At 63.6% G+C, this 18,215-nt stretch carries 11 protein-coding genes and 1 pseudogene; 11 read left to right on the top strand and 1 reads right to left on the bottom strand.

The genetic code is table 11. From position 1 onward, the window contains the following. Positions 1-136: 136 nt before the first annotated feature. Complete coding sequence (locus ACF8R4_RS17760; RefSeq protein WP_025753220.1) at positions 137-964, top strand: IclR family transcriptional regulator; 828 nt, start codon at positions 137-139, stop codon at positions 962-964. Between the two features lie 3 nt (positions 965-967). On the opposite strand, the gene ACF8R4_RS17755 is transcribed toward ACF8R4_RS17760, so the two are convergent. Continuing rightward, positions 968-2,821, bottom strand: coding sequence for an ABC transporter ATP-binding protein (locus ACF8R4_RS17755; protein ID WP_156866758.1), 1,854 nt, complete (start codon positions 2,819-2,821; stop codon positions 968-970). 590 nt (positions 2,822-3,411) lie between these two features. Here ACF8R4_RS17755 and ACF8R4_RS17750 point away from each other — a divergent pair. The 10 genes and pseudogenes from ACF8R4_RS17750 to bcsC all read left to right on the top strand — a co-directional run. Continuing rightward, positions 3,412-3,927, top strand: a pseudogene (locus ACF8R4_RS17750) (MFS transporter); the annotation flags it as partial. 288 nt (positions 3,928-4,215) lie between these two features. Then, a complete protein-coding gene (locus tag ACF8R4_RS17745; RefSeq protein WP_104834999.1) occupies positions 4,216-5,706 on the top strand; it encodes a BcsE family c-di-GMP-binding protein in 1,491 nt (496 codons plus the stop codon). After that, positions 5,703-5,888 carry a cellulose biosynthesis protein BcsF gene (gene bcsF / locus ACF8R4_RS17740; protein ID WP_104834998.1) on the top strand — a complete coding sequence of 62 codons (186 nt, stop codon included), beginning with the start codon at positions 5,703-5,705 and terminating at the stop codon, positions 5,886-5,888. Before ACF8R4_RS17745 ends, bcsF begins: the two co-directional genes overlap by 4 nt. After that, complete coding sequence (gene bcsG, locus ACF8R4_RS17735) at positions 5,881-7,494, top strand: cellulose biosynthesis protein BcsG (RefSeq protein WP_104834996.1); 1,614 nt, start codon at positions 5,881-5,883, stop codon at positions 7,492-7,494. The genes bcsF and bcsG overlap by 8 nt, the downstream gene beginning before the upstream one ends. Further along, positions 7,491-7,709, top strand: a complete 219-nt coding sequence (gene bcsR / locus ACF8R4_RS17730) for a cellulose biosynthesis protein BcsR (protein ID WP_104834994.1) — start codon at positions 7,491-7,493, stop codon at positions 7,707-7,709. The genes bcsG and bcsR overlap by 4 nt, the downstream gene beginning before the upstream one ends. Beyond that, positions 7,706-8,413 carry a cellulose biosynthesis protein BcsQ gene (gene bcsQ / locus ACF8R4_RS17725; protein ID WP_104834993.1) on the top strand — a complete coding sequence of 236 codons (708 nt, stop codon included), beginning with the start codon at positions 7,706-7,708 and terminating at the stop codon, positions 8,411-8,413. Before bcsR ends, bcsQ begins: the two co-directional genes overlap by 4 nt. Beyond that, positions 8,410-11,019 (top strand): UDP-forming cellulose synthase catalytic subunit, encoded by a 2,610-nt coding sequence (gene bcsA / locus ACF8R4_RS17720; protein WP_104834991.1) that lies wholly within the window; start codon positions 8,410-8,412, stop codon positions 11,017-11,019. The genes bcsQ and bcsA overlap by 4 nt, the downstream gene beginning before the upstream one ends. Beyond that, on the top strand, positions 11,016-13,304 hold the full coding sequence (gene bcsB / locus ACF8R4_RS17715) for a cellulose biosynthesis cyclic di-GMP-binding regulatory protein BcsB (protein WP_104834990.1): 2,289 nt from the start codon (positions 11,016-11,018) through the stop codon (positions 13,302-13,304). The genes bcsA and bcsB overlap by 4 nt, the downstream gene beginning before the upstream one ends. Beyond that, positions 13,304-14,419: a cellulose synthase complex periplasmic endoglucanase BcsZ gene (gene bcsZ / locus ACF8R4_RS17710; protein WP_104834988.1), complete on the top strand. Its 1,116-nt coding sequence runs from the start codon at positions 13,304-13,306 to the stop codon at positions 14,417-14,419. Before bcsB ends, bcsZ begins: the two co-directional genes overlap by 1 nt. Continuing rightward, the gene (gene bcsC / locus ACF8R4_RS17705; RefSeq protein WP_223624705.1) at positions 14,407-17,925 is read left to right on the top strand and encodes a cellulose synthase complex outer membrane protein BcsC; all 3,519 of its coding nucleotides are present in this window, start codon (positions 14,407-14,409) and stop codon (positions 17,923-17,925) included. Before bcsZ ends, bcsC begins: the two co-directional genes overlap by 13 nt. Positions 17,926-18,215: the final 290 nt, after the last annotated feature.

Here is an 18,215-nt window from a genome sequence, read left to right as displayed (position 1 = left end):
CGGCCGATGTTGTGATATCGCCCTATGGACCGGAGAGTAGGGCAATGATTAGGATGGCGACAAAGGGTAATTTCACTGAGTGACAGATATTTTGAAATTATTCCACTCAATGAAATTTGAGAGGGTTTAGCGAAAAATGGATTCCGATAAACGAAATGAGCAAGCCAGGGAAGTGGGTGTCAGTGCCGTGTCCCGTTTGTTCGCCGTGTTGCGTGCGTTGGGCGACTGCGGTGGCGAGGGCGAGAAGGTCAGCCAGCTGGCCCAGCGGGTTGGCCTGGCACAGCCCACCACACACCGGTTACTGCGCAGCCTGATCGAAGAGGGCATGGTCGACCAGTGTGCGACCAGCAAGCGCTACCGCCTGAGCCTGGATTTCTTTGCCCTGGCGGCCAAGGCCGGGCAGGCCGGCAATTTGCGCGATGTGGTGCGCCCCAGCCTGCTGCGGCTGTCGGCTTCGCTGGGGGATTCGCTGTTTCTGCTGGCGCGTTCGGGGTTTGACGCCGTGTGCCTGGACCGCAGCGAAGGGCCTTACCCGATCCGCACCTTTACCGGCGACATCGGCGGCCGTGTGGCCTTGGGCGTGGGGCAGGGCAGCCTGGCCATTCTGGCTTTCCTGCCTGAGGAAGAACGTGACGAGGTAATCCGTTACAACCTGCCGCGGCTGAAGGACTTTCACCATTACGACGAAGTGCTGCTGCGTGCCGAAATCGACAATGTGCGCAGCCTGGGTTATGCCGGGCGCAATACCGGCGTGCTAGACGGCATGGCCGGCCTGGCTGTGCCGATTCTCGACCGCAACGGCCACGCTGTGGCTGCGCTGAGCGTGGCGACCATCAGTGACCGCCTTGGGCCTAACCGCATGCCGACTGTGGTGGCTTTGCTCAAGCGTGAGGCGGCGGCGATCGGCGAACGGGTCAACCCGTTCGACCCGGTGCTGCGCCGCCCCTCGCATGTGTTTGGCTAAGGCCTATTCCACCGCCTCGGCCACACCTTGGTCCTCACCCAGGAACCCGCCGCTCTGGTGTTGCCACAGCCGGGCATAGGTGCCCTGTTTCGCCAGCAACTCAGCGTGGGTACCTTGCTCGATGATGCGGCCTTCATCCATCACGATCAGCCGGTCCATGGCCGCGATCGTCGACAGCCGGTGGGCGATGGCGATGACGGTCTTGCCTTGCATCATTTCATCCAGGCTTTCCTGAATGGCAACTTCCACCTCCGAGTCCAGCGCGCTGGTGGCTTCGTCCAGCAGCAGGATCGGCGCGTTCTTCAGCATCACCCGGGCAATGGCGATGCGCTGGCGCTGGCCGCCGGACAACTTGATACCGCGTTCGCCCACCAAGGTGTCGTAGCCGCTGCGGCCCTGGCGGTCACTGAGCTGGCTGATGAACCCGTCGGCTTGAGCATTGGCAGCAGCAGCGCGTATCTGCGCCTCGGTGGCGTCCGGGCGGCCATAGGCGATGTTGTCGCGAATCGAACGGTGCAACAGCGAGGTGTCCTGTGTGACCATGCCGATGGCGCTGCGCAGGCTGTCCTGGGTGACCTTGGCGACGTCCTGCCCATCAATGCGTATGACGCCGCTGTCCACGTCATAGAAGCGCAGCAGCAGGTTGATCAAGGTGGATTTGCCTGCGCCAGAGCGGCCGACCAGCCCGACCTTTTCGCCTGGGCGAATGTGCAGGCTCAGGTCGTTCAGCACCTGGCGCTCGCCGTTGTAGTTGAAGCTGACCTTGTCGAACGTTACTGCGCCGCCCTGAGTCACCAGTTCGCCTGCATCGGTTGCATCCTGCACCTTGGGGCCGCGGGTGAGGGTAGCCATGCCGTCCTGCACGGTGCCGATGCTCTCGAACAACGAGGTCATCTGCCACATGATCCAGTGCGACATCCCGTTGATACGCAGGGCCATGGCGGTGATTGCCGCGACGGCACCGGTGCCGACCTGGCCTTGGTGCCACAGCCACAGTGCGTAGCCGCCGGCGCCGAAGATCAAGCCCACCACCAGCGCCTGGTTGACGATTTCGAACTGGCTGACCAGGCGCATCTGGCGAAAGCCGGTCTGCTTGAAGTCCTCCATGGCCGCGCGGGCGAAGTGCGCTTCGCGCCTGGAGTGCGAGAACAGCTTTACCGTCGTGATGTTGGTGTAGGCATCGGAAACCCGCCCGGTCATCGACGACCGCGCGTTGGCCTGTTCCTGCCCGACCTTGCCCAGGCGTGGCACGAAGTACAGCATGGCCAGCCCGAACAGCGCCAGCCAGGCAATGAACGGTAGCATCAGCTTCAGGGCAAAACCACCCGCCAGGGCGATGATTGCAATGAAGTACACGCCGATGCCGGGCAGTATTTCGATGACGGTGAACAGCACCTCGCGTACCGCCAAGGCTGTCTGCATCACCTTGGTGGTGACCCGGCCCGAAAACTCGTCAGAGAAGAACGACAAGCTCTGGCGCAGCATCAGCCGGTGAAAGTCCCAGCGCAACCGCAGCGGCAAGTTGATCGCCAGCACTTGGTGCTGAACCATGGTACGCAATGCCATCAGCCCGATACTGGCCACCAGGACGATTCCGATGCCCCACAGCACACGGCGCTCCTCAGCACCTACGGCGCCCCCGGCCTGCCAGTTCGAGAGCAGGTCGACCACCTGGCCGAGGAAGGCAAACAGCCAGGCTTCGTAAACCGACACCCCGGCACTGAGCAATGCAAGGGCAAGGATGTAGCCGCGAGCGCCCCGGGTGCAGGCCCACATGAAGCGCAGCAGGCCCACCGGGGGTGGCGGCACTTCGTCAGGGGGGAAGGGGTCGAGCCAGCGTTCAAAAACACGAAACATGTGGGTCTCCGCAAATCAGGTTTTGCTTACCGGGTAACCATACCGCACATCCAGGCATTCGCCTGCGTCGTGCAGCGCTTGTCACAGTAGGCAAACCGGCACGCGTGCCTGACGGGTTGATCATAAGGATGTCGTGAACAGGCAATAAATGACACGTTATGGACAGGTATTAACAGCGCGAGTATCAAACTTTCCAGGCGACGACATGCGGATGTTGTTGATACGACATATTGGCGCATTTATTGGATAAAAAGTTTAACTCCGGGCAGCTCGCTTTTTGCGCGCGAGAACCTTCTGGCACCGTCATGCAAATGTCAGATCACGCCACTGATAACGACTTTTTATTCTATTTTCCAACGCCGCCGCAGTGCAGAGCACTTGACACCGAAGTGGCACTTCATTCCTTCGTTTTCTGCCCGGTTCCTGGACCCCGCCAGCAGCCTTGACCCTGGCTGAAAGGCTCATCTATGCTGTGTCTACACATAGTAGACAATATGCTTGTCCGTGCATCCGGGTGGTGCGGACTGTGCCGCCATGCGTGCGCGTCTGAATAGAGCCGGCTGCCAACTATGAAGTTCGGGTTGACTCCCTCGCCAACATGCCTGAGCAGGCGACGGAGCAAAGGCGATTGGGCCTCGCACGGCTCGGTGCTGATTACGTTGTTGTTCATGGTCGGCTGCATTGTTGCAACACGCATGATCGACACCCTGGGGCGTCGCCCGTTGATCATCCACAGCTTCCTGTGGTCCACCCTCGCACTGCTGGGTCTGGGCGTATTCTCCAACGGTTCGGAGGTGCTGGTACTGGTGCTGTTCGGTGCCTACGCGCTGTTTATCGGTGGGGCGCAAGTGCTGGAACTGGTGTACCCCAATGAACTGTTCCCCACCGAAATCCGCGCGTTTGCGGTGGGCATGGGGTCGTCCATGTCACGTATCGGCTCTGCCGCTGGCACATGGCTGGTGCCCGTTTCGTTGCAGAGCATCGGCATTGGCAACACCATGCTGGTCGCTGCACTGGTTTTGCTTGCCGGGTTGATCGTGTCGGTGTGGCTGGCGCCTGAAACCCGTGGCATGAGCCTGGAAGCGGCAGCATCGCTGGAGCGCTGAAACCCGGCGTGATCTGAAGAACGCCCCTGCAGGCTCGCCTGCGGGGGCTTTTGCTTTTAACCCTGGAGATGGCCGGTTTTGGCGGGTTTTTAACAAAATTTTGCAATTTATTACATTTCAAGTTGATTTCAATTTTTCGTGGTGCTGTAGAATTGACGGGTTTTGGTTGGCTGCATCGTTATTGCCGTTTTTTTGACGTGAGTCATAAGGCCTCAACGGCGAATGTGCCATATTCCTCTTTCAATTCGTTTCAATTCAATTTGCAGAGCCAGTGTTTTGACTAATGGAATGCCGTTGTTGGCGATTTCCGGCTTGAGCGCCGAGTGCCGCCAGCTTCATCAACAAGGACTGTATTGGTTAGCCTGTGACGCCGCAGAAGACGCCACCTTGCTCTGCCGCCAGGTGCTTGCCGGTATGCGCGGTAATGCCAGGGCTGCCCTGATCGGCGATGCACAGGCCGTGGGCGATGTGCTGGGTGGGCTTGATGCCGCCCAAGGCCCAGGCGAACTGGCGCTGTATGAAGCCAACCCGCAAGCCATCCTCCATCTGATCAAAGACCTGCCCCGTCTGGGCGCCCATGGGCGTGTGCTGGTGCTGCTGGCGCCGGCCGACACGTGGGCGCGCGCCGAAGTCGAGCGCTGGTGCAATGCCCTGCGCGTTGGGCTGTTGTCTCAGGCGGCGCTGCTGCTGGTTATCAGCGGCGGGCAGAGCACTGCCTTGATCGAGCGCTTGCGGGTGTTCAACCAAGGCCTCGATGGCTTGGCCCAGGTGTATCGCGGCAAAGGTGGGATACGCTACCTGCAGCATTTCTGGAGTAACCCACTCGGAAAGGCCTCCACCCGGGACATGGAGCTTGTGCGGCGAGGCGCCAGCTTTGCCGTTGTCGCCACGGCGCAGGCACCCACCGACATGGGGGGCGACGAGTTGCTGTACCTGGCGCAGCGCGCGGTACTGGAAGGCGCGCCAGCCTTTTCCGAGCACTGGCAGGTCTTTGAAAGCCTGGAGGAACTGGGCGCCAAAGCCAGCCGGGCGGTTTCTGCCACGGTGATTTTTGCCATGGACGGTGGGCAGCGCCTGGATAGCCTGGCGCGCCAACTGCACTACTTGCGGCAGTTGCGAGGCAATGCCCTGAAACTGGTTGTGCGCGAGATGGCACCGACCCTGCGCTATCAGGACGAACAGCTGTTGCTGGCGTGCGGTGCCACCCAGATCGTGCCGTTCGGGGCCAGCCTCTCGCGCTTTCTGACCATGGTCGAGAGCATCCAGGGTTACGTCTGGCGCCGGCACCTTCCAACCGACTTCGACGCCTTGTTGGCCCGCTTGCGGCCTTTGGCCATCTGCGGGCTGGTAGCCCCACGAGCGTTCGCCGATGCGGTGCAAAGCATGTGGCGCGGGGTGCGCAACGGCGAAATTGTCCACCAGTTGCTGGTGTTGCGCCCGGCGCCAGGGCTGACCCCGCTGCAGGCCTGTTCGCGTACGGTGTTCCGCCGCGACGGCGACGTCGCGTGCGTGGTTGGCGAGGTACTGTTCCTGTTCCTGTTCGCTTGCCGCGCCGAAGGTGTCGAACAAGCGCTGGACCACATCTTCCAGTTGTCGTGGAAGGAGCTGTTCATCAGCCAGGAGGTGCTTGCCGACGTCGACAGCCTGGCAGACCCTGCGTTTCTCGACAGCCATGAGCCACAGCCACTGCGGACCAACCTGGCGGCGCAGTTGCCGACACAGGGGTGGTTGGCATTGTCACCGCGCAAGGCCACGCAGGCCAAGCGAGGTAAGGCATGAACTTCGCGCAACTGCTTCAGGTGGCCGGGATTACGGCTCTGGTCACCTTGGGCCTGGTCCTGCTGCTACTGCGTCTGTGGACTGCCCTGCGCGGCGGGTTGCGCCGCCGCCTCCCCCCCCGTTACCTGAAACCGCTGGGCGTACGCCACCGCGCTGCATGCCAGGAACCCCAGAATGACTAATACAACCGTCACCCTCCCGGTACTGGCCCGCTGGCCTGGACTGGGAGGGTGGAATCTCTATTTTTTTGCCAAGTTCCTGTTGGTCGCCCTTGGCATGCTCGACTTCCAGGCGCTGCCGAACCTGTTGTTCGCGGCGTTTCTGCTGATCCCTTTGCCGGGCAAATGCTTGCGTATTGCCCGGCAACTGGTAGCGGTGCCCCTCGGTATTGCGCTGTTCTACCAGGACACCTGGCTACCCCCCTTCAGCCGCCTGCTGGCGCAGCCTGGGGTGCTGGACTTCTCGTGGGACTACCTGGTCGAGCTGCTGGGCCGCTTCGTCAACTGGAGCCTGCTGGGTGCACTGGCGTTGTTGCTGGTGGGTTACCTGTACCTGCGCCATTGGCTGCGCTTGAGCACCCTGAGCCTACTGGGGTTGGCATGGTTGGCAGTGGGTGGCTTGCCGTCGCTGGGGGCAAGCCAGGCACCCAGCGTGGCGGCGGGCGCCACGAGCGATCCGATACAAGCCAGTGCAACGGCCGACAACGCCACGCTCGACAATTGGCTCGAGCGCTTTTTCGCCAGTGAGCGCGAACGGGTGACAGCGTTCCCTGCCGTGAACGCCGACGAGCAGCCATTCGACCTGCTGGTGATCAATATCTGTTCGCTGGCGTGGGATGACCTGTCCGCTGTCGGTCTGCGGGACAACCCGCTGTTGTCGCGCATGGACGTGGTTTTCGACCAGTTCAACTCAGCTACCTCATACAGCGGCCCGGCCGCGATTCGTGTACTGCGTGCCAGCTGCGGGCAGTCGTCGCATGCCGGCCTGTACCAACCTGCCCCAGAGCAGTGCCTGTTGTTCCAGAACCTTTCACGGCTGGGTTTCCAGAGCAACACGTTACTCAACCACAGCGGCCGCTTCGACAACTTCATCGGCGACATTACCCAGCAGCACATGCCGCAACCGGGCATGCGCAATACCGACTTCCCACGGGCACTGGTGGGCTTTGACGGCTCACCGATTGCCAGCGACCTGGAGGTGTTGCGCCGTTGGTGGGGGCAGCGCAAAGGTACCCCGGCCGAGCATGTGTCGCTGTTCTACAACAGCATTAGCCTGCATGACGGCAACCGTATCGTCACCGCCGATGGCGGTACTCGCGTGGCCGACTATGCCACCCGTGCCAATCGCCTGTTCGGTGAACTTGGCACCTTCCTCGATGAACTGGAGCGCAGTGGCCGCCGGGCAGTGGTGGCCATTGTTCCGGAGCATGGCGCCGCGTTGCATGGCGACCGCATGCAGCTGTCGGGCATGCGCGAAATTCCCACACCGTCGATTACCCATGTGCCGGTCGGCCTGAAGTTCATCGGCATGGGCCAGCCGGCCCGCAGCGAGCCGTTGCGGGTCACGGCACCCACCAGTTACCTGGCCTTGTCCGAGCTGATCTCACGCGTGTACGTGGGCTTGGGCCAGCAGCAGGTTCTGGATGTGCCCGGCCTGTTGACCGACCTGCCGACCACCGAACAGGTTGCCGAAACCGCCGGTGCGCAAGTGCTGAATTATCAGGGGCGCGCCTACATGCGCCTGCAAGGCCAGCCTGACTGGCAGCCCATTCCCAAGGAGCGTCCATGATCACAGGCAAGGCAGACCCGTCCGACCGTAGCGACGATATTGCCCAACTGCGCGAGCATCTGGACATGCCAGCGCTCAACTACCAGGACATCTCGATGCTGGTGGGCGTCCAGCAGGCCCTGCAACGCTGGCCGTTGCTGGGTGAAAGCTGCCGGGCCAGCCGCCAGAGCATGCTGTACGCGACTGTAACGCAGCGTGAAGGCATTTCGTCATGACCAGCCTGGCCTTGCACGGGGTGCGTGGCGGCCTGGGGCGAAGTGCCTTGCTGGCTGCGCTGGGCTATGCGTTGCAGGGCGTGGGCGAGCGGGTGCTGCTGATTGACCTGTGCCCAAGCAATTTGCTCGGGCTGCACTTTAACCTGCCATTGGATACGTCCGAAGGTTGGGCGCTGGCCGAGCGGGAAGGGCGGCCGTACAGCGATGCCGTGTATGAAGTGCTTGATGGCTTGCACTTGCTGCCGTTCGGTCACCTGCCTGGCAGTGCGCGGCAGCCTGTGCCCGACGCGCAGGTGTGGCGCGCGCGTCAGGCCGAGCTGGCCGAGCATTTCGACTGGCTGTTGTTCGACTTGCCGCAATGGCAAGCCGATACAGCTGGCAACGGCATCGAGACCGACGTGCGGGTGCTGGTGGCAGAGGCCGAAATGGCCAGCCACCTGTTGCTCGGGCGCCGGCCGGTCGAGTGCTACGACATGCTGCTGGTCAACCGCTACGACGCAGCCAGCCGCTTGCAGAGCGACCTGTTGATGGTGTGGCGCGACCTGTTTCGTGATCGTTTGCCGATCCAGGTGGTGCACCGCGACGAGGCCTTCCTCGAAGCCCTGGCATGCAAGGCCCCCCTTGGCCTTTACGCACCGCAGAGCCTGGCCTGCCGGGATGTGCAGAGCCTGGCGGTGCGCTGCCTGACGAGGCGCCGGCCGTGACCTTGACCCCCTTGTCCGCCTATGCCTGGTTCACTGCGCGCGGCGCGCGCCTGCCGGTCGCCTGGCTATTTACCCTTGGCGTGTGGCTGGCCTTCCTGTTTCTGCGCCTGGAGTCACCCGCCTGGCAGGCGCTGCTGGCCGAGCGCCAGCGCCTGTACCCGCAACTGGCGGGCAAGCGTCCGAGCCTGGGCGACCCGCTACGCCTGTTGATCCAGAGCCTGTGGCTGCTGCTATGCCGACCACCGGTGGCACGCACAGTCGGGCCTGGCCGCCGGGCATGGAGCGCCGTGCGTAGGCAACTGCGTCGTGCAGGTGGTATTGCGCATCACCACCGTCACCGGGTAATCGCGGCACTGCACCAGCTGCCTTCGCGCTACCGCGCCAGTGTCTTCAAGCACAAAGCCTCGGCACACCTGCGCGGCCTGAGCGTGTTCGCCCGGCGGGTATTCTACAGCGTGCTGACGCTGTGTGCCATCAGCCTGGCGCTGCTGTGTGTGACAGAACCGTTCGGCTACCTGGCGCAGCTGATGTTCATCTGCCTTCTGTTAGGCATCGCCCTGCTGGTACGCCACATGCCAGGGCGTTTCCCAACCCTGATGCTGATCGTGCTGTCGACCATCATCTCCTGCCGCTACCTGTGGTGGCGCTACACCGCAACCCTGAACTGGAACGACACCACCGACCTGGTGTTCGGGGTGATCCTGTTGGCGGCTGAAACCTATTCGTGGTTTGTGCTGATCCTGGGCTACATCCAGACCTGCTGGCCGTTGCAGCGCAAGCCGGCCAACCTGCCGGCCAACCCGCAACAGTGGCCCACTGTCGATTTGCTGATTCCCACTTACAACGAAGAGCTGTCGGTGGTGCGCACCACGGTACTGGCCGCGCTGGGCCTGGACTGGCCCCGCGAGCGCCTGCGCATCTACATCCTTGACGATGGTCGCCGCGATGCGTTTCGCGCGTTTGCCGACGAAATCGGCGTGGGCTACATCGTGCGGCCGGACAGCAAGCACGCCAAGGCCGGCAACCTCAACCATGCGCTGGGCGTGACCGACAGCGAGCTGATCGCCATCTTCGATTGCGATCATGTGCCGGTGCGCTCCTTCCTGCAACTGACCGTGGGTTGGTTCCTCAAGGACCCGAAACTGGCGCTGGTGCAAACGCCTCACCATTTCTTCTCGCCTGACCCGTTCGAGCGTAACCTCGGTTCGTTCCGCCGCCGTCCCAATGAAGGGGAGCTGTTCTACGGCCTGATTCAGGACGGCAACGACATGTGGAACGCGGCGTTTTTCTGCGGTTCGTGTGCCGTGCTGCGTCGTACGGCGCTGGAAAGCATTGGTGGTTTTGCCGTCGAGACCGTGACCGAAGATGCCCATACCGCCTTGCGCATGCACCGCCAGGGCTGGTCGTCGGCTTACCTGAGCATCCCCCAGGCCGCGGGCCTGGCCACCGAAAGCCTGTCGGCGCACATTGGCCAGCGCATTCGCTGGGCCCGCGGTATGGTACAGATCTTCCGCACGGACAACCCGCTGTTCGGGCGTGGGCTGAGCCTGTTTCAGCGCGTGTGCTATGCCAACGCCATGCTGCACTTCCTGGCCGGCCTGCCGCGGCTGGTGTTCCTGACGGCGCCACTGGCGTTCCTGCTGCTGCATGCCTACATCATCTACGCCCCGGCGTTGATGATCCTGCTGTACGTGCTGCCGCACATGATTCACGCCAGCCTGACCAACTCGCGCATGCAGGGCAAGTACCGACAAACCTTCTGGGGCGAGGTGTACGAGACCGTGCTGGCCTGGTACATCGCCCGGCCAACCACGGTCGCGCTGTTTGCGCCGAAAAAGGGCAAGTTCAACGTTACCGCCAAGGGCGGCCTGATGGAGCAGGAGCAGTTCGACTGGCGTATCGCCCAGCCTTACCTGTGCCTGGCGGCGCTCAACGTGGTAGGCCTGGGGTTTGCCGTGTGGCGCCTTTTCACCGGCCCCACGGCGGAAGTCGGCACGGTGATCGTCAGTTCGCTGTGGGTGATCTACAACCTGTTGATCATCGGCGCCGCAGTTGCCGTGGCCGCCGAAGTACGCCAGGTGCGCCGTGCCCACCGGGTGCAGATGCGCTTGCCGGCGGGGCTGGTGCTGGCCAGCGGTCATGCCTACCCCTGCACCCTGGTCGACTACTCCGATGGCGGTGTTGGCCTGCAGGTGCAGCAAGGCCTTGAACTGAGACCAGGCGAGCAGGTGCGTCTGTTGCTCAATCGTGGGCAGCGCGAGTTCGCCTTCCAGGCGTGTGTCACCCGCACTGTCGGGCAACACGTAGGCCTGGTGTTCCACGACCTTGCCCAGCAACAGCGCATCGACCTGGTCCATTGCACCTTTGCTCGCGCCGATGCCTGGCTTGGCTGGAGTGAGCAGCATGAGGTAGAGCGCCCGCTGCGCAGCTTGGTCGATGTGCTGAAGCTGGGCGGTGTCGGTTACCTGCGCCTGGTGGAGCATATGCCGCCATGGCTGCGGGTGTGGTTACGCCCTCTGCGCACGCTGGCACGCTGGATGGCCAGCTATTGGCCCCGCACACCGCGAGCAATCCCTTCCATGAACCCTGTTGATCGAGACGCATGATGACTGGTTATCCCGCGCGTACCTGGGGCTTGGCGATGGCGCTGTTAGCCGCCTTGTCGCAGAACGCCGCTGCCGCTTCCGTAGCCCCGCTTGCCGAGCCAGCGCTACCCACACCCATGGTACCGAACTGGCCGGTTGTGAAAACCTTCGAGCAGCTTGGGCATGCGTCCGACAGCCTGTTGCTTGGCGTGCGCAATAGTGAGCAGATCGATTTTGGCCTGCGCCGCGACCGCCTGGCCACCGATGCCAGCCTGCAACTTGACTACACGCCTTCGCCCGCCTTGCTGCCGAACCTGTCACACCTGCGCGTCTACCTCAACGATGAGCTGATGGGCGTAGTGCCGGTGGAGAAAGACCAGTTGGGCCAACGCGTGCGTCGCCAGCTGGCGATGGACCCGAAACTGCTCAGCGACTTCAACCGGGTACGCCTGGAGTTTGTCGGGCACTACACCGACATCTGCGAAGACCCGGCGCACAGCGGCCTGTGGCTGAACCTGAACCGCAAGAGCCAAGTGCAGTTGCACGAACAGGCGCTGGTACTGGACAACGATCTGGCGTATTTCCCGTTGCCGTTTTTCGACGCACGCGACACCGGCAAGGTAGAGCTGCCGGTAGTGTTCAGCGGTGTGCCGAGCCTGGGCGAGCAGCGGGCGGCGGCTATCCTGGCGTCCTATTTCGGCAGCCAGGCAGGCTGGCGCAAGGCCAGCTTCCCGGTGCTGTACAACCGCCTGCCGGCCCGTTGCGATAAACCCACGCCGAGCATTGTGTTTGCCAGCAATGATCGCCGCCCGGCGTTCCTCGCTGACCTGCAGCAGTTCCCGCCGGTTGACGGCCCGGTGCTGCAGATGATCGACCACCCGGACGACCGTTTCAGCAAAGTGCTGCTGGTGCTGGGCCGTAACGATGATGACCTGGTCAAGGCCGCTTCGGCGCTGGCGGTGGGGAACAACCTGTTCCGCGGCGCGCGAGTGAAGGTGGAACAGATGACCGCACTGCAACCGCGCCAGCCCTACGATGCGCCGAACTGGACGCGCACCGACCGGCCGGTGCGTTTTGCCGAGCTGCTGGATTACCCCGAGCAGCTGCAAGTCAGTGGCTTGCAACCGCGGCCGGTGACGCTGGAGCTGAACCTGCCGCCCGACTTGTTCGTCTGGCGCAACCAGGGTATTCCACTGCGCACGCTGTACCGCTACACGGCGCCCGCCGTGACCGATGAATCGAGACTGAGTATCAGCGTCAACGACCAGTACATCACCAGCATGCCGCTGGTGGGCAATGACCGGCGCGGCGGTACCCTTGAGGAAATGCGTCTGGCCGTGCTGTCCGGGGATAACACGGCATTGACCGAGAAGTCGCTCGTGCCCGCGCTGAAAATGGGTGACCGCAACCGGCTGCGTTTCGATTTCAGCTTTGCCAGCACCCTGGGCAGCGCCCAGCGTGACCGCTGTCAGACCTCGCTGCCGGTGGACGTGCGCGCAGCAATCGACGACAACTCGACCATCGACCTGTCCGGTTACCACCATTACATTGCCATGCCCGATCTGCGTGCATTTGCCCGTAGCGGCTTCCCGTTCAGCCGCATGGCGGACCTTTCCGAAACCCTGGTCATCATGCCGGCCAAACCCACGGCGATGCAGGTCGGCACGTTGCTTGACAGCGTTGGCGGGCTGGCCGGGCAAGTCGGTTATCCGGCGCTTGCCGTACGATTGACCGACGACTGGAAACAAGCCGCAGCGGCAGACGCCGACTTGCTGCTGATTGGCAGCCTGCCCGAGGCTCTGGGCGATGCGCCCAACCTTGGCCTGCTGCTCAGTGCCCAGCGTGACTGGCTACTGCAAGGGCGCAGTGCAAGGTTGCCGGGCGGTCAGCGCTTCGACACCGAGCCGGTAGCAGCCAGCAGCCGAGTGGCAGTGAGCGCGCAGGCGCCGATTGCAGCTATAACCGGGTTGAAATCGCCGTTTCACGAGCAGCGCAGCGTTGTCGCCCTGCTGGCCAACAGCGACAGCGAATACGCGTTGCTGCGCGACGTGCTTGGCGATGTAGGCAAGCTCGATGCGGTGGCAGGTTCGGTAACACTGGTACGTAGCAGCGGCGTGAGCAGCCAGTTTGTTGGCGAGCACTACTTCGTGGGCTCACTGCCGTGGTGGCTGCTGCTGTGGTTCCACTTGTCCGAGCACCCGGTATGGCTGGCGGTGATCGCGGCTGTTTGCGTGGTGCTGTTCGCCTTCCTGTTGTGGCAGGCATTGCGTTGGGCAGGCAAGCGCCGCCTGGGTGAGGTGGGGTGATGCTGCGCCAGATGCTGACTGGGTTGGCCGCCTTGGGCCTGCCCGCGTTCGCCAACGCCGAGGCGGCTTGCCCGTGGCCTGCCTGGGAACGTTTCAAGGCCGAACTGGTGAGCGTGGACGGGCGGGTCATCGACCCAAGCGACAAACGGCTGATCACCACCTCGGAAGGGCAGAGCTACGGGCTGTTCTTTGCCCTGGTGGGCAATGACCGACAGACCTTTGCACAGTTGTTGCGCTGGACCGGCAACAACCTTGCCGAAGGTGACCTGGCCCGGCGCCTGCCGGCCTGGTTGTGGGGGCGTAACGAGCAGAAGCAGTGGCAGGTGCTGGACGCCAACAACGCCAGCGATGCCGACTTGTGGATTGCCTACAGCCTGCTGGAGGCCGGACGGTTGTGGGAGCAGCCGGAATACACGCAACTGGGCCAGCGCTTGCTATGGCGTATTGCTGCGCAGACCGTTCGCAAGCTGCCGGGCCTTGGCGTGATGTTGTTGCCAGGTGACTACGGCTTCGAGGACGCCCAGGGTACTCGGCTGAACCCCAGTTACCTGCCGCTGCAGTTGTTCGAGCGTTTCAGCGAGGTGGACCCACTGTGGGGTGAGCTGGCGGCCAACACGCGGCGTTTGTGGCTGGCTTCGTCTCCAAAGGGCTTTGCCCCGGACTGGCTGCTGTGGACACCGGCCGGTAAACCTGCGGCAGACCCGAACCATGGCAATGCCGGTGACTATGACGCCATTCGTGTGTACCTGTGGGTAGGCATGTTGGCCAAGGATGCCGCGCAACGTGGCGAGCTGGTGGCCCATTATGCGCCAATGGCGGCCTTGACCCAGCATCAGGGGCTCCCACCTGAGCGGGTGGATGCACGCAACGGGGAAGCCAGCGGCCATGGCCCGGCTGGATTCTCTGCGGCTTTGCTGCCCTTGCTGGCGGCATCGCCAGAGCATGTGGCGGCATTGGCGGCACAGCGACAGCGCCTACGCGAACAGCCTGTCGAGGCCAAGGCATATTACAACCAGGTGCTGGCGTTGTTCGGCCAGGGCTGGGACGAGGCCCGTTACCGTTTTGATTCGCACGGCCGCCTGTTACCGGCCTGGAGCATGCCATGCAGCGAATGATTGGCGTGCTGATGCTGGCGGCAGTCACTTGGCAGGCAGCGGCACAACCCAGGGATGCCAACGAGCAGCGCCAATGGCTGCTGGACCAGGTGCGCCGTGGCGAGGCGCTGCACCGTGATGACCTGGTGCGCGATGCCCTGGGGCGGCTGCAGTTGCTTGAACCGCGCAACCCGGATGTGTTGCTGGCGGCATTGAGCCTGGCGCTGCGTGAGAAGAACAGCAGCGAAGCCGAGCAATTGGGCGCGCGGATTCTTGTCGTCGCACCGGGTAGCCTGCAGGCGCGCCAGGCCAGTCGCCTGCTCGCGCTGCAACAACCAGAACCTGCGCGGCGCTTGCAGCAAGCCCGTCTGCTGGCGGTGACCGGGCGTAATGAGGAGGCGCTGGCAGCCTATGAGCAGTTGTTTGCTGGCGAGCCACCCAGCCTTGAGCTGGCCTTGGACTACTGGCGCGTGCGCGGCAACCTGCCAGGCCAGCGCCCTGAGGCGATCACACAGTTGCAGCGGCTGGACCAGCAATACCCAGGCAGTGCCGGGCTGCGTCAGACCCTGGCCGGCTGGTTGTTCGCCGAGCATCGCGACCGCGAAGCACTGGCGTTGCTCGATCAACTGTCTCGCGACCCCGGTGCACGGGATGCCGCTGCCCAGCGCGAGTTCGATTACCTCTCCGGTCAAGCCGTAAGCGCGGCCAGTGCCACGGCCTGGCAAGCCTTCCTCCAGCGCTACCCCACCTCACCGCTGCTGCCACAGGCCACCGACACCTTGCAGCAGCAACGCAAACTGCTGGCCGACCCGGCCTGGCAGGCGGGCCAGCGCGGCCAGGCGCTGCTCGACAAGGGCCGGAATGCCGAAGCCGAGGCACAGCTTCGCCGGGCGCTGCGCCAGTATCCGGACGATGCTCGGCTGCATGGGGCGCTGGGTTATGCGCTGATGCGTCAGGGGCGCTACAAAAGCGCCAATGGTGCGTTCCGTACGGCGAGCGCAAAAGAGCAGGACACCTACTGGATCAGCCAATGGAAAGACCTCGAGTCGTCCAGTCAGTATTGGGCTCAACTGAACGAAGCCGAGCGGGCCTTGCAGGCGAAAGACTTGCGCGGCGCGCGTGCGCTTTACCTGCGGGCGCGTCAGCTGCGGCCGCAGGATGAATTCGCCTTGTTGGGCCTGGCAGATGTTGCGCTGGCTGAGGGTGATGCGGCGGCTGCCGAACGGCTGTTCCTGCAGGCACGGCGTATGGCGCCGGATAACGAAAGTGCCGTGCGTGGCCTGATGCGCGTGTATCAGTCGCAATCGACAGACAAGGCGCAGGCCTATCTGGACAGCCTGCCGCCACACCAACAAACGCAGTTCGCCAGCCTGCGTCGTAGCCTGGAGCTGGCGCGCCTGCGCCAGCAAGGGGACGAAGCCCTGCAGCGCGAAGACTGGTCGACGGCCAGCAAGGTGCTGGCCAAGGCCACTGCCTTGGCCCCCGATGAGCCTTGGCTGGTCTATCAGTTGGCCAACAGCCTGCGTCACCAGGGGCGCACCGCCGAAGCCGACGCGGCATTCGCCAAGCTGGTGCAGCGCCAGCCACATGACCCGGCAACGCGCTATGCCCACGGCCTGTTCCTGGAGTCCAGTGACCGTGATGCCTTGGCCCTGGACAGCCTGGAGGCGGTACCGCAGGCGACGTGGAACCCGGACATGCAGGCGTTGCAGCACCGCATTCAACGGCGCATGACCTTGGCCTCGGCGCAGCAGCTGCAGGCACAAGGCCGCGGAGTCGAAGCGACAGCCATGCTCGAAGCCAGCCTGGCGCGTGGTGAAGGAAGCCCGGACGACTGGATGCTGTTGGCCGAGTGGGCAGCAGCGCGTGGTGAGCCAGGCAAGGCGCGGGGCTATTACCAACGCGTACTGGCCGTGCAGCCCGGCCGCCCTGATGCGCGCCTTGGGGTGATGGAAAGCGCAGTGGCCGAAGGCAACCTGCGGCAGGCCCGGCATATGTTAGGTGTGAAGGTGCCAGCGTTTGCCACAGATGACAGCAGCGCCCAGCGGCGCCTGGCGGCGGTCTGGGTTGCCTTGGGCGAGCACGAACAGGCATCCAGGTTGCTGGATCGGGTTGCTGCGCAGCAGGCGCGCCCCGATCCCCTGTTGCGACGTGACGCCGCACGGCTGGTAGCGCAGCAGGACCCGCAACGGGCGCTGGACCTTTATGCTGCAGCGATGGCCGATGCCGGGATGCTTGACCGCGCTGCCGTAGCGCCACGGGATGACCGGGCGTTGACGCTGGCCAGCCGCGAGCAGGCGGGGGACGACTGGCTAGCCCGCAGCCTGCGCAGCGATGTGGACGCCCTGTATCGCCAACGTACTACCCATGTCACGTTGATGCACGACTACGGCTGGCGCGAGGACGACGGAACGCCCGGCACTTCCGAACTGAGTACTCAGTCGACCTTGCTGCATGTCGACACCCCTTGGCAGGACGGCACCGCCTTTGTGCGGGTAGAGCGCATCGGTATGGATGCGGGCTCGTTCGAGCAGAGCGATGAGGGCGGCTACACCCCAGACTTCGGCAGCTGTCAGTTTGTTGGCCGGGCCGCCGATGGCAAAACGCTGCCCGCGTGTACGGGGGGGGCGCAGACCGCAAACGGCAGCGTACTGGCGCTGGGTTGGCAGGGCAGTCGCTGGGCGCTCGACCTGGGCACCACCCAAGGTTATGCGATCAACAACTGGCTGGGTGGCGCCACGGTGAACGGTGACGTCGGGCAGGTTGGCTGGTCGCTGACCGCCTCGCGCCGGCCGATGAGCAATTCGCTGCTGTCGTTTGCAGGTGCGCGCGACCGCCCGACGGGCGTGCGTTGGGGTGGGGTGACGGCCAATGGCGCCACGCTCGGACTGAGTTGGGACCAAGGGGGCGACAACGGCGTGTGGGCCAGCCTCGGGCACCATTGGCTGTACGGCGAGAACGTGGCCGACAATCAGCGAACCCGCGCCATGGCCGGCATTTACCACCGTGTGGTGGAAAAGGCCGACGAGCGTGTACGGGTCGGACTGACGCTGATGCACTGGCGCCACGACAAGGACCTGAGCGGTTATAGCCTGGGGCAGGGTGGTTACTACAGCCCGCAGCGCTACAGCTCGGTGGGTGTGCCGGTCAGTTATGCCTGGCGCAACTATGACTGGTCGGTGTTGCTGGAAGGTTCGGTCAGTTGGTCCAAGGCCCACAGCGCCAGCAGTCGTTTGTACCCGGACGCGCACATCAACCGTAAGGTGCTGGCGCAATATGGCCTCGACTCCAACATCGACGCCATGACAGCGGCCAGCGACAGCAGCGGGGTGGGCTACCGCGTGCGTGGTCTGTTCGAACGGCGCCTGAGTGACCAGTGGGTACTGGGCGGTGGCTTCGACTGGCAGCACAGCGATGACTACGCGCCTAGCCACGGCATGCTCTACCTGCGCTACCTGTTCGAGCCCTGGCGTGGCAATCTGGCCTTGCCGGTAACACCGCTGGAGCCCTACAGCGAGTGGCGTTGACAGGAACCGCTGAGTTTTACGCGGTTCTGTGGGGCTGGGTGCAGCCTGGCGCTATGGGAGGTTGACATCTGGCACGCCATCCCACCATTATCCAGCCATACCAACGCAACGGGCTTGCCAGCATGTCCACATCCAACCACGCCATCTTCGCTTCGGGCTTCATTGCCCAGGCAGGTGCGTGCGTTGCCGTTGCCAAGAAATCCAAGAAACAGCCGCTCATCTGACCGAGGCGCGCTGTCTCGTCAGGTGGGCTGACGAGACAGAAGGCGCCAGGTATCCCTGCCAGACCA

The organism is Pseudomonas sp. FYR_2 (assembly GCF_043106425.1).
Taxonomy (GTDB): domain Bacteria; phylum Pseudomonadota; class Gammaproteobacteria; order Pseudomonadales; family Pseudomonadaceae; genus Aquipseudomonas; species Aquipseudomonas monteilii.
Note: the sequence above shows the minus strand (reverse complement) of the source record. Positions and strands in the feature narration are given on the sequence as shown.